The sequence below is a fragment of the Halovulum marinum genome, assembly GCF_009697225.1.
Lineage (GTDB): Bacteria > Pseudomonadota > Alphaproteobacteria > Rhodobacterales > Rhodobacteraceae > Halovulum > Halovulum marinum.
The window spans coordinates 73,936-85,593 of record NZ_WIND01000014.1; the positions used below are offsets into that span (position 1 = coordinate 73,936).

Sequence of the window (11,658 nt, forward strand, 5' to 3'; positions counted from 1 at the left end):
AGCGGCCCGCGGGGGGCCGCCCTTGCTCAGCCGTCGGCGAACTTGATCGATTCGCCGCAGCCGCAGGCCTCGGTGACGTTGGGATTGTTGAACCGGAAACCGCTTTCCAGCAGCGAGGTCTGGAAGTCGATCTCGGTGCCGAACAGGAACATCTGCGCCATCGGCGCGATCAGCACCCGCGCGCCGTCCTGCTCGACGACCTCGTCGTGCGGATCGACCTCGTCGACGTAGTCCATGGTGTATTCCATGCCCGCGCAGCCGCCCTTCTTGACGCCGATGCGCAGCCCCTTGGTGCCGCCCTTGTGCATCAGGCGGGCGATCTGACGGGCGGCGGCCGGCGTCATCGTGACCGGGGCCTTGCCGGGGATCGAGAACATTGCGAACACCTCTTTCGTGCTTGAGGCCAAAGGTAATCGCGCGGTCCGGCGGCATCAAGGCCGCTCGAGCCACTCGGGCGGTCACCTGTCGGGCGGTCACCTGTCGGATGGTCACCTCGCATCTGCGTGCGAAGCGACCTGCAGCTACATGAAGCCCAGTTCCAGCCGGGCCTCGTCGGACATCATGTCCATGCCCCACTGCGGCTCCCAGACCAGCTGGACGTTCACGGTCTTCACGCCGGGCAGCGGCTCGACCGCCTCGGCGACCCAGCCGGGCATCTCGCCGGCCACCGGGCAGCCCGGGGCGGTCAGCGACATGATGATGCTCACCTCGCCCTCGCCGCTGATCTCGATGGTGTAGATCAGGCCGAGGTCGTAGATGTTGACCGGGATTTCCGGGTCGTAGACGGTGCGGCACGCCTCGACGATCGAGTCGTAGAGCGGGTGATCCGTGCTCGACGGCGCGATCAGCGGCGTCCCCTCCATCGGGGCGTCGGGTTCGACAGTCATGCGGGCCTCGTTGCCATTCCTGACCAAACATATAAGAAAAGCGCCCGCAAACGTCCAGAGAGCCGGCCCCGAATGACCCAGAGATTCCAGTTCAGCGTCGGCGCGACCGACGGCAAGGCCCGGACCGGGGTCATCGACACGCCGCGCGGGCAGATCCGCACGCCGGCGTTCATGCCGGTGGGCACGGCGGCGACGGTCAAGGCGATGCTGCCCGAAAACGTGCGCGACACCGGCGCCGACATCCTGCTGGGCAACACCTACCACCTGATGCTGCGCCCGGGGGCCGAGCGCATCCACCGGCTGGGCGGGCTGCACCGCTTCATGAACTGGCAGCGGCCGATCCTGACCGATTCGGGCGGCTTCCAGGTGATGAGCCTGGCCGATCTGCGCAAGCTGACCGAGCAGGGGGTGACCTTCCGCAGCCATGTCGATGGCTCGAAGCACACGCTGACGCCGGAACGCTCGATGGAGATCCAGCGCCTGCTGGGCAGCGACATCGTGATGTGCTTCGACGAATGCCCGGCGCTGCCCGCGGACCGCGCCCGCATCGCCGAATCGATGCGGCTGTCGATGCGCTGGGCGCAGCGCAGCCGCGACGCCTTCGGCGACCGGCCGGGCCATGCGCTGTTCGGCATCCAGCAGGGCGGGCTGGAGCGCGATCTGCGCGAGCAAAGCGCCGAGGCGCTGACCGCGATCGGCTTCGACGGCTATGCCGTCGGCGGGCTGGCGGTGGGCGAGGGGCAGCAGGCGATGTTCGCCTGCCTTGACCATGCGCCCGGCATGCTGCCCGCAGACAAGCCGCGCTACCTGATGGGCGTCGGCAAGCCCGACGACATCGTCGGCGCGGTCGCGCGCGGCATCGACATGTTCGACTGCGTGCTGCCGTCGCGCTCGGGGCGGACCGCGCAGGCGCTGACCCGGCGCGGCGCGGTGAACCTGCGCAACGCCCGCCACGCCGAGGACCCGCGCCCTCTGGACGAGGCCTGCACCTGTCCGGCCTGCCGGAACTATTGCCGCGGCTACCTGCACCACGTCGTGCGCTCGGGCGAGATCATCGCCGCGATGCTGCTGACCTGGCACAACCTGCACTATTACCAGGACCTGATGCAGGGGCTGCGCACCGCGATCGCCGAAAGCCGCCTGCAGGATTTCATCAGGGGTTTCCACGCCTTGCGCGCCGAAGGTGATATAGATCAGGTCTGACTGACGCAAGCGTGACCCAACGTGACGGTTGTGCTGCCGCATCGCACAAATACCTGCCCGTGACCGAAATCAGGAACGGAGCAGACCATGACCGCCAAGCTGTTCACCCCCGCAAGGGCCGGTGCGATCGACCTTTCGAGCCGCATCGTGATGGCCCCGCTGACCCGCAACCGCGCCGATGACGCCACCGGCGAGGTCGGCGATCTGCACGTCGAATACTACGCCCAGCGCGCGACCGCCGGGCTGATCGTCACCGAGGCGACGCAGATCTCGCCCGAGGGCAAGGGCTATGTCCAGACCCCCGGCATCCACACCGAAGCGCAGGCCGACGCCTGGAAGCGCGTCACCGACGCGGTGCACGCAAGGGGCGGCCGGATCGTCGTGCAGCTCTGGCACGTCGGCCGCATCAGCCACACCTCGCTGCAGCCGGACGGGCAGGCGCCGGTGGCGCCATCGGCCGTCGCCGCCGAGGCGCAGACCTTCACCGCCCAGGGCTTCGAGCCGGTCTCGGCGCCGCGCGCGCTGGCGCTGGACGAGATCCCGCGGCTGATCGGGGACTACCGCCACGCCACCCGCATGGCGCGGCGCGCCGGATTCGACGGGGTCGAGGTGCACGGCGCCAACGGCTATCTGCTGGACCAGTTCCTGAAGACCGGCGCGAACCGGCGCACCGACGCCTACGGCGGTTCGGTCGAGAACCGCGCCCGGCTGCTGCTCGAGGTGATCGCGGCGGTCGCCGCCGAATGGTCCGCCGACCGGGTCGGCCTGCGGCTGTCGCCGTTCTCGCCCGCCAACGGGATCGACGACGCCGACCCGACGGCGACGTTCTCGCACCTGATCGGGCGGCTGAACAGCTTCGGCCTGGCCTATCTGCACATGATCGAGGGCGCGACCGGCGGCCCGCGCGAGTTGGCCGAGGGGCACAGCCTCGATGCGCTCAGGGCGTTGTGGGACGGGGTCTACATGGGCAACAACGGCTACGACCGGCAACTGGCGCTGGACGCGGTCGAGACCGGCGCGGTCGATCTGGTCGCCTTCGGCCGGCCGTTCATCGCCAATCCGGACCTGGTCGCGCGGCTGGAGCGCGATGCGCCGCTGGCGCAGCCCGACCCCGAGACCATGTACGGCGGCGGCGCCGAGGGACTGACCGACTATCCGGCGCTGGACGGCCGCCGCGCCGCGGCCTGAGCCGGCCGCGATCGGGCGCCGGGCGTGGAAAATCCGCGCCCGGCGCACTATATTGCAAGGCCGGAACACTCTCGCCCCGACTGCGCCTGGCATGCGAGTCCGCTTTCGTTCCCGTCCGGGCCGCCCTAGGATGGCGGCAGAATCGGGCGCGCTTGAAATGCCTCCCGCGGCGGCACATCTGAGAAGCCGATACTTGGAAGCGCCGACCGCTGCCGGAGAAGCCGGGGCGATGGCGCTTTGCAGAACAAGGACAGACACATGACCGATCAGAGCAGCATCACCCACCCCGTATTGCCGCTGCGCGATATCGTGGTGTTCCCCCACATGATCGTGCCGCTGTTCGTGGGACGCGAGAAATCCGTCCGCGCGCTCGAAGAGGTGATGCGCGACGACAAGCAGATCCTGCTGGCCTCGCAGATGGACGCGGGCGAAGAGGATCCGACCCCCGACAGCATCTTTCACACCGGCGTGGTCGCCAACGTGCTGCAACTGCTGAAACTGCCCGACGGCACCGTCAAGGTGCTGGTCGAGGGCCGGCAGCGCGCGCGCATCGACACGTTCCTCGACAACGACGCCTTCTTCGAGGCCGAGGCCACGCTGATCGACGAACTCGCGGGCGACGAGGCCACGGTCAAGGCGCTGACCCGCTCGGTCGCCGAGGAGTTCGAGCGTTACGCCAAGCTGAACAAGAACGTCCCCGAGGAGGCGGTGCAGGCCGTCGCCGAGGCCGACAGCCCGGCCAAGCTGGCCGACACCGTCGCCGGCCACCTGGGCGTGCGGCTGGAAGAGAAGCAGGCGCTGCTCGAGACCGCCGACGTCGCCGAGCGGCTGGAGAAGATCTACGGCCTGATGCAGGGCGAGATGAGCGTCCTGAAGGTCGAGAAGAAGATCAAGACCCGCGTCAAGAGCCAGATGGAGCGCACCCAGCGCGAGTACTATCTGAACGAGCAGATGAAGGCCATCCAGAAGGAACTCGGCGACAGCGACGGCGGTGACGACGCCTCGGAATACGAGGAGAAGATCGCCGAGACCAAGCTGTCGAAGGAGGCCAGGGAAAAGGCCGAGGCCGAGCTGAAGAAGCTGCGGAACATGAGCCCCATGTCCGCCGAGGCCACCGTCGTGCGCAACTATCTGGACTGGATGCTGTCGATCCCCTGGGGCAAGCGCAGCCGGGTCAAGAAGGATCTGAACAACGCGCAGATGATCCTCGACCGGGACCACTACGGCCTGGAAAAGGTGAAGGAGCGGATCGTCGAGTACCTCGCGGTGCAGCAGCGCAGCTCGAAGCTGCGCGGCCCGATCCTGTGCCTCGTCGGCCCTCCGGGCGTCGGCAAGACCTCGCTCGGCAAGTCGGTCGCCAATGCCACCAACCGCGAGTTCATCCGTATTTCGCTGGGCGGCGTGCGTGACGAGTCCGAGATCCGCGGCCACCGCCGGACCTACATCGGCTCGATGCCCGGCAAGATCATCCAGTCGATGAAGAAGGCCAAGACGATCAACCCGCTGATCCTGCTCGACGAGATCGACAAGATGGGCCAGGACTTCCGCGGCGACCCGGCGTCGGCGATGCTCGAGGTGCTTGATCCGGAACAGAACAACACGTTCATGGACCACTACCTCGAGGTCGAATACGACCTGTCGAACGTCATGTTCATCACCACCGCGAACAGCTACTCGATGCCGCGGCCGCTGCTGGACCGGATGGAGATCATCAGCCTGTCCGGCTACACCGAGGACGAGAAGCGCGAGATCGCCCGCCAGCACCTGCTGGACAAGCAGCTCAAGGGCCACGGCCTGAAGAAGGGCGAGTTCGAGCTGACCGACCAGGCGCTGACCGACATCATCCGCTACTACACCCGCGAGGCGGGCGTGCGGAACCTGGAGCGCGAACTGGCCAAGCTGGCGCGCAAGGCGGTGACGCGGATCGTCAAGGGCGACACCGACAAGGTCGTGGTCACCCCCGACGCGCTCGAGGATTTCCTCGGCGTGCGCCGCTTCAAGTTCGGCCTGGCCGAGGAGCAGGACCAGGTCGGCGTGACCACCGGGCTGGCCTGGACCGAGGTCGGCGGCGATCTGCTGTCGATCGAGGCGCTGCGCCTGCCGGGCAAGGGCCGGATGAAGACCACCGGCACCTTGGGCGACGTGATGAAGGAATCGATCGAGGCCGCCAGTTCCTATGTGCGGTCGAAATCGCCGGACCTGGGCGTGAAGCCGCCCGAGTTCGACCGGATCGACATCCACGTGCACGTCCCCGAGGGCGCGACGCCCAAGGACGGCCCCTCGGCCGGCACCGCGATGGTGACCTCCATCGTCTCGGTGCTGACCCAGATCCCGGTGCGCCGCGACGTGGCGATGACCGGCGAGGTGACGCTGCGCGGCAACGTGCTGCCGATCGGCGGGCTGAAGGAGAAGCTGCTGGCCGCGCTGCGCGGCGGCGTGAAGACGGTGCTGATCCCGCAGGACAACATGAAGGACCTGCGCGACATCCCGGCCAACGTGAAGGACGGGCTGGAGCTGATCCCGGTCTCGAACGTGACCGAGGTGCTGAAGGTCGCGCTGACCCGGCAGCCCGAGCCGATCGACTGGGACGAGGCCGCCGAGGCCGCCGCCGCGGCCGCCGCCGCCAAGCAGTCGGGCGAGAAGGCCACGCCGGCCGCGCACTGACCGCTTAGGCGGTTCGACAAAGACATCGCCCCTGTCCCGGAAACGGGGCAGGGGCTTTGCTGTTGGCCGGTCCGGCACTTGGAACTGCTGGTCCAGGCACGGTTTCGCCGCGTGGCGTGCCTCTCTGATGTCTGCTTGAGCGAGGCGCTGCTGGCGGAAGCGGTTGCCGGTCGCGACGCATGCGCGCCCCGATACCCACCGTTCCGCGCGATGATCCCGAAACGGGTTGCGCCCAACCGGACCAGCCGCACCGGCCGGGCGGACCGGCTCCGGCTCCGGTCATCCGATCGCTCCTCCGCCATTTCTTCGATGCCATGGCGGAACGTCGCCGTCGCGGTCCGCTGTCTGGAACATACGCGACTGGACCGGGTTGATTGTCCTGCAGCGACGGCGAGCCGCGGAGGCTCCGCCGGGCTGCACGGAGCCTCCGCGGCTCCCCCGTGATCAACGCGACGTCAAATGGAGAAGATCATGAACAAGCTCGCAATCGGTTCTGCGATGGCTGCCCTTCTGGCCCTGTCGGCACCTGCCTTCGCACAGGATCAGGAAGGACTCGTGAACGTCAGTGTGGACGGAAATACCGTCCAGGTTCCGGTCTCGGTCGCCGCGAACGTCTGCGACATCGAGGTCGATGTTCTGAGCGCCGATTTCGTCGGAACCGACCAGACCGCATGCTCGGTCGATCAGCAGACCGCCGCGACCAACGACTTCCCGGGCTATGAGGACACGCCCGGCAAAGGCGGCGGAAACAAGAGCGGCCTCGTCAACGTCAGCGTCGACGGCAATTCGGTACAGGTGCCGATCGGCGTGGCGGCGAACGTGTGCGATATCGACGCCAACGTTCTGGCCCGCGATTTCAAGGGCTCGGACGAGGATGTCTGCGAGATCGATCAGGAAACCGCGTCCGCCAACAACTTCCCCACGCTGAAGGATGCCTTGCCGGCAGACACGATCGTGGACACCGAGGCACCCGCCACCGACAACTGACGGATTGCAACGGAACTGCCCAGCCCGTCCGTGCCGCCGCACGGGCGGGCATCGCCGTTTCGGGCAGGGTGACCGGCCCGCTGTTTCAGGCCGCCTGCTCGGCGCGGCGGCAATAGCACGAGGCGCGGATCGGCACCGTCGCCCGCGCCGCCGCCTGGTCCAGCTGCAGCTTGATGTGCCGCGCCTCGGTCAGCTCGCCGCGCTGCACCAGGCACTCGTGCAGCCCGTGCAGGCTCCAGACATTGCGCGGGTGCTGGCAGGCGCGCGCCAGCGTGTCGTCCAGCCCCAGATCGGCGCGGTACACCGCCTCGGCCTCATCGAAGCGCCGCGCCTCCATCAGCAGCGCGCCCAGCGCGTGCCGCGTCGGCTGCATCCAGCCCCAGGGCTCGTCGTAGACCAGCCCGTCGTCCAGCGCGACCGCCCGGCGCAGCAGCTCCAGCCCCTCGTCCACGCGCCCGGACTTGAACGCCAGCTCGCCGTCCATCATCGCCTCGCCGACCTTCAGCACGTCGTCGGCGGTGTTGTTGAACACCAGCCGGCTTTCCTGCACCGCCGCGCGCGCGGCGGCGGCGCGTTCGCGCTCGGCCCGCGCCTCGTCCAGCCGGCCCAGGTTGGCCAGCGCCACGGTCCGCGCCTGGCGCATCGCGGCGGTGGTATAGCTGAAGAGCGCCGCATCTTGCGGCAACGGCTCGTCCAGGATCTCGGCCCACTGGCCGAAGCGCACCATGACGTGGATCTTCTTGCCGTAGAACGACTCGAACAGGTCCGGGAAATAGCGGACCACGTTGTCCGGCAGCATCCGCATCAGCTCCTGCGCCGCCGCCAGCGCCCGCTCGGGCTGGCCCAGGAACATCGCGCCATAGGCCTCGAAATGCACGTTGTGGATGCGGTAGACGGTATAGAAGTTCTCGCCGCCCGCCACCGCCTCGTACTTGCGGTCCACCGCCGCGGCGCGGTGGTTGCGCCAGACCACGTTCTGGTAATCCCCGCACAGCACGTCGATGTGCGTGGCCATGTGCGACAGGTGGCCGCTGTCGGGCACCAGCTCGACCAGCCGGTCGCCGTGGCGCAGCGCGCACTCGGGCCAGGGCGACATCTCCATCAGGTGGATGTAGAAATGCAGCAGCCCCGGATGGTCCCAGGCGCCGGGCAGCGTGTCGAAGGCGGTCTCCAGCGCCGCCTGCGCCTCCAGCGTCGAGGCGCCCTCCTTCGGCCTGCGCGCCGGCAGGTCCCACAGCTGCCAGGGGGTGCGGTTCATCAGCGCCTCGGCATAAAGCGCGGTGACGTCCAGATCGCCCCCGTGCGCGGCGTGAACCCGGCGCATCGCCTCGGCGAAGGCGTCGTTCCAGGGGCCGTAGTCCTCGATCCCCGGATCCTGCGGAAAGCGGTCGGCCAGCGCCGCGATCAGCGCCGCCTCGACCGGGCTGACGCGGGACTTCAGCGCCTGCGCCGCCGCCAGCGCGGCGTGCGCGCGCTCCAGCATCGCGACCCGCTCGTCGGGCCCGAAGAACTCCCACGTCTTGTTGTAGTTCGGCGCCAGCGCGTGGGCGACGCCCCAGTGCGCGATGGCGCAGTCCGGATCGGCGGCGATCGCCTTCTCGAAGCACGCCGCCGCGGCCTCGTGGTTGTAGCCGTAAAGCCAGACCAGCCCGCGGTCGAACTGCGCCTTCGCGGCGTCCGAGGTGGTGGTGATCTCGCGCGTGTAGGTTCCCAGATCGAAATCGTCGGTCATGTCCGTCCCCCTCTTCCCGGCCGCGCCCGTCGGCGCCGCCCGAAATCCCGGGCCAGGTCGGGTCGCGGCAGCGTAAGGATACCACGGATCGGGCGCCTGCGGGGCAGGGGGCCGCCCCCGGCCCGGTGCCGGGGGCGGCGGCAGATGTCAGAACACGAAATTGTCGGCGTCGTTCATCGCCGCCAGGCTGACGTCCTGCACCCGCACCTCGACGTTGCGGTAGGACAGGATCACGTCGCTGCCGTCCTGCGCGAAGCCGATGTCGCCCAGCCCGCTCGCGCCCTGGAACTTCACCAGGTCCAGCCCGATCTCGAAATCGACGATCCGGTCGCCGGTGCCGTCGCCCCTGCGGAAGAAGAAGGTGTCGGGGCCGCCGCCGCCGTTCAGCTCGTCATCGCCCCTGCCGCCGTCCAGCAGGTCGGCGCCCTGGTCGCCGAACAGCCGGTCGTCGCCCTGCTTCCCGCGCAGCACGTCGCCACCCGCACCGCCGCGCAGCACGTTGTCCCAGTCGTTTCCGATCAGCGTGTCCGCCTGGCCGGTGCCGGTGAGGTTCTCGACCCCGACGATGGCGAACAGACCGTCGCCATCCGCCGGATCGCCATCCGGCGCGGTCACGTTCTGATAGCCGGTATCGCGCAGATCGAAGGTGACGCCGCTGGTGAACTTCTTGAAGTTCACCGTGTCGATGCCGGCGCCGCCGCCGACCAGCCCGGCGCGGTCGGCCAGGGTCTCGCTCAGGACGACCTTGTCGTTGCCGTCGCCGGTGCGGATCTGGCCGAAGCCTTCGTCCGAACTCAGCATCACCTTGTCCGCCCCGTCACTGGTCAGGACCTGCCAGACAAAGCCCGCCATGATCTTCACGGTGTCCGCGCCCTTGTTGGTCGAAACCGTCTCGGCGCCGTCTCCGTCGATGACCACCTTGTCCCGGCCGCGGCTGGTGTTGATGAAGTCGACCCATCCCCCGTCTGTGCGGATCAGGTCGTTGCCGTCGCCGGTCTGCACCGCTCCGGCACCGCCGTCACCGATGGTGATGGTGTTGTTTCCGGTCCAGGAACGGACGGATTCGACATAGCCATTGCCGGTGGTCAGCGTGTCGTCGCCATCGCCCAGCTTCATCTGCCAGATGTTGCTCTCGCCGTTCAGCGTGACCACATCGTTGCCGCCGCGCAGATTCAGTGAGTCAATGCGTGCACCGTCCGCCAGGGTGACAGTGTCGTTGCCGTCGCCGGTCTGCACCGCTCCGGCGCCGCCGTCACCGATGGTGATGGTGTTGTTTCCGGCCCAGGAGCGGACGGATTCGACATAGCCGTTGCCGATGGTCAGCGTGTCGTCGCCATCGCCCAGCTTCATCTGCCAGATGTTGCTCTCGCCGTTCAGCGTGACCACATCGTTGCCGCCGCGCAGATGCAGCGANNCGTCGCCATCGCCCAGCTTCATCTGCCAGATGTTGCTCTCGCCGTTCAGCGTGACCACATCGTTGCCGCCGCGCAGATGCAGCGAGGTGATGCGTGCACCGTCCGCCAGGGTGACAGTGTCGTTGCCGTCGGATGCCGATAGGGAATCGATGTTCGTATCCCTGCGCAGGGTGACGGTGTTGTGTCCCCTTCCCAGATCCACCATGGCGGCGCCGCCGTTCTTCACCAGCAGCGTGTCCGCCTTGTCGCCGGTTCGAATACTGTCGACCCAGCCGCCGTCGATCACGACATCGTCGCGGCCGTTGCCCAGGCGGATGCTGCCCACGCCGCCGGTGCCCACGATGACATCGTTGTTCCCGCCCCAGCTGCTGATCATTTCCACGAAACCGCCGCCGGTGATGACGGTATCGTCGCCGTCCTGAAGCGCGATCGTATTGGTGTAATGGTCGCCCAGGGCGATGTTATGGTCTCCGTCGCCGCCGTCGATGAAGCGGACACGGGTGGTGATCAGTTCGATATCGTGCACGCCGCCGTCGCCGGTTCTCAGATACTGGATGTTGCGCTCGTTCCCGTCGTCCGCGTCCGAAATCGCTACCGACGAGGGGCTGTCGCCTCTCAGGGTCAGTACATCGATGTGCCAGGACCCCTCGAAATTCAGGACGAACTCGTAAGGCGCGTCCCCGCGCGGCCAGCTTTGGACCGCTTCGATCTCGTTGTCGAACCAGGTGAAGTCTTTGCCGAACAAGGTGAAGTCGTTGACACCGTCAAGGGTCGCGAATTGCGTAGGCATAGCTGAATTACTCCCGTCTTTACACACACACACAAGGCGGCAGAGCCGCCCGGGACGTTCCGGTTGGGACCCCGCAAAACGCGGAACCGAAACTTTTCCAGAATACATAAAAATCGGAGTTTGGGGGGGAAGAATCGTGCGCGGACCCAGCGTTGGGAACTTATCAACAATTGATCACGCCATGATTTCAGTCGGTTAGATGGGTTTTCGCACTGAAAGGCCGGGCCGGGCGGCTTCGTGCCCGCGCGGTGCGAACGCCTCTTGCACTGTCGGCGGCGCTTTTGTATCTACCAGCACCGGCGGGTGATTAGCTCAGTGGTAGAGCGCTTCGTTCACATCGAAGATGTCGGGAGTTCGACTCTCTCATCACCCACCACCGCCGCTCCCCGACGCCGGGCCGCCAGCGGGTGATTAGCTCAGTTGGTAGAGCGCTTCGTTTACACCGAAGATGTCGGGAGTTCGAGTCTCTCATCACCCACCAGCGCGGGCGGATCGGCGCTCTGCGGGCGGGGCGGAACTTCCGCCGCGGCGGCCGCGATAACCGCTTGACGCCGGTTCGGCACCTCAGTATCAGGACCGGACCGCGGGGCGCTGCCCCGCGCGGGGCGAGCGGTTGTAGCTCAGTTGGTTAGAGTGCCGGCCTGTCACGCCGGAGGTCGCGGGTTCGAGCCCCGTCAACCGCGCCACCCCCGCTCCGAGGCGCACGCCGCATTGCGGTTGTAGCTCAGTTGGTTAGAGTGCCGGCCTGTCACGCCGGAGGTCGCGGGTTCGAGCCCCGTCAACCGCGCCACC

General features: G+C 67.6%; 8 protein-coding genes and 4 tRNA genes. 8 read left to right on the forward strand and 4 right to left on the reverse strand.

The features are described from left to right. Positions 1–26 precede the first annotated feature (26 nt). Both GE300_RS15585 and GE300_RS15590 read right to left on the reverse strand, forming a co-directional pair. A complete protein-coding gene (locus tag GE300_RS15585) occupies positions 27–377 on the reverse strand; it encodes a HesB/IscA family protein (protein WP_154447718.1) in 351 nt (116 codons plus the stop codon). Positions 378–521: 144 nt separating this feature from the next. Next, positions 522–887 carry an SUF system Fe-S cluster assembly protein gene (locus GE300_RS15590; protein ID WP_154447720.1) on the reverse strand — a complete coding sequence of 122 codons (366 nt, stop codon included), beginning with the start codon at positions 885–887 and terminating at the stop codon, positions 522–524. 72 nt (positions 888–959) lie between these two features. On the opposite strand from GE300_RS15590, the gene tgt reads away from it, so the two are divergent. The 4 genes from tgt (at position 960) to GE300_RS15610 (ending at position 6,929) form a co-directional block, all read left to right on the forward strand. After that, positions 960–2,090: a tRNA guanosine(34) transglycosylase Tgt gene (gene tgt / locus GE300_RS15595; RefSeq protein ID WP_154447722.1), complete on the forward strand. Its 1,131-nt coding sequence runs from the start codon at positions 960–962 to the stop codon at positions 2,088–2,090. A gap of 87 nt (positions 2,091–2,177) precedes the next feature. Continuing rightward, the gene (locus tag GE300_RS15600; protein WP_154447724.1) at positions 2,178–3,278 is read left to right on the forward strand and encodes an alkene reductase; all 1,101 of its coding nucleotides are present in this window, start codon (positions 2,178–2,180) and stop codon (positions 3,276–3,278) included. 258 nt (positions 3,279–3,536) lie between these two features. Further along, positions 3,537–5,942 (forward strand): endopeptidase La, encoded by a 2,406-nt coding sequence (lon, locus tag GE300_RS15605; protein ID WP_154447726.1) that lies wholly within the window; start codon positions 3,537–3,539, stop codon positions 5,940–5,942. 471 nt (positions 5,943–6,413) lie between these two features. After that, positions 6,414–6,929 (forward strand): chaplin family protein, encoded by a 516-nt coding sequence (locus tag GE300_RS15610; RefSeq protein ID WP_154447728.1) that lies wholly within the window; start codon positions 6,414–6,416, stop codon positions 6,927–6,929. Between the two features lie 85 nt (positions 6,930–7,014). Here GE300_RS15610 and GE300_RS15615 read toward each other — a convergent pair whose 3' ends face one another. Both GE300_RS15615 and GE300_RS23735 read right to left on the reverse strand, forming a co-directional pair. Further along, positions 7,015–8,661, reverse strand: coding sequence for a hypothetical protein (locus GE300_RS15615; protein WP_154447730.1), 1,647 nt, complete (start codon positions 8,659–8,661; stop codon positions 7,015–7,017). 147 nt (positions 8,662–8,808) lie between these two features. Then, positions 8,809–10,974: a hypothetical protein gene (locus tag GE300_RS23735; RefSeq protein WP_456064539.1), complete on the reverse strand. Its 2,166-nt coding sequence runs from the start codon at positions 10,972–10,974 to the stop codon at positions 8,809–8,811. Between the two features lie 193 nt (positions 10,975–11,167). Between GE300_RS23735 and GE300_RS15625 the strand changes: the two genes are divergently transcribed. The 4 genes from GE300_RS15625 (at position 11,168) to GE300_RS15640 (ending at position 11,656) form a co-directional block, all read left to right on the forward strand. Then, positions 11,168–11,242: transfer RNA gene (locus tag GE300_RS15625), tRNA-Val, on the forward strand. 29 nt (positions 11,243–11,271) lie between these two features. Continuing rightward, positions 11,272–11,347: transfer RNA gene (locus GE300_RS15630), tRNA-Val, on the forward strand. Positions 11,348–11,475: 128 nt separating this feature from the next. After that, positions 11,476–11,552 (forward strand) — tRNA-Asp (locus GE300_RS15635). Between the two features lie 27 nt (positions 11,553–11,579). Next, positions 11,580–11,656 (forward strand) — tRNA-Asp (locus GE300_RS15640). The last annotated feature ends 2 nt before the right edge of the window (positions 11,657–11,658 follow it).

What these genes read in the sequence shown, in the direction of transcription:
- GE300_RS15585 (WP_154447718.1), bottom strand. Translation starts at nt 377, where the DNA reads ATGTTCTCGATCCCCGGCAAGGCCCCGGTCACGATGACGCCGGCCGCC.
- GE300_RS15590 (WP_154447720.1), bottom strand. Translation starts at nt 887, where the DNA reads ATGACTGTCGAACCCGACGCCCCGATGGAGGGGACGCCGCTGATCGCG.
- tgt (WP_154447722.1), top strand. Translation starts at nt 960, where the DNA reads ATGACCCAGAGATTCCAGTTCAGCGTCGGCGCGACCGACGGCAAGGCC.
- GE300_RS15600 (WP_154447724.1), top strand. Translation starts at nt 2,178, where the DNA reads ATGACCGCCAAGCTGTTCACCCCCGCAAGGGCCGGTGCGATCGACCTT.
- lon (WP_154447726.1), top strand. Translation starts at nt 3,537, where the DNA reads ATGACCGATCAGAGCAGCATCACCCACCCCGTATTGCCGCTGCGCGAT.
- GE300_RS15610 (WP_154447728.1), top strand. Translation starts at nt 6,414, where the DNA reads ATGAACAAGCTCGCAATCGGTTCTGCGATGGCTGCCCTTCTGGCCCTG.
- GE300_RS15615 (WP_154447730.1), bottom strand. Translation starts at nt 8,661, where the DNA reads ATGACCGACGATTTCGATCTGGGAACCTACACGCGCGAGATCACCACC.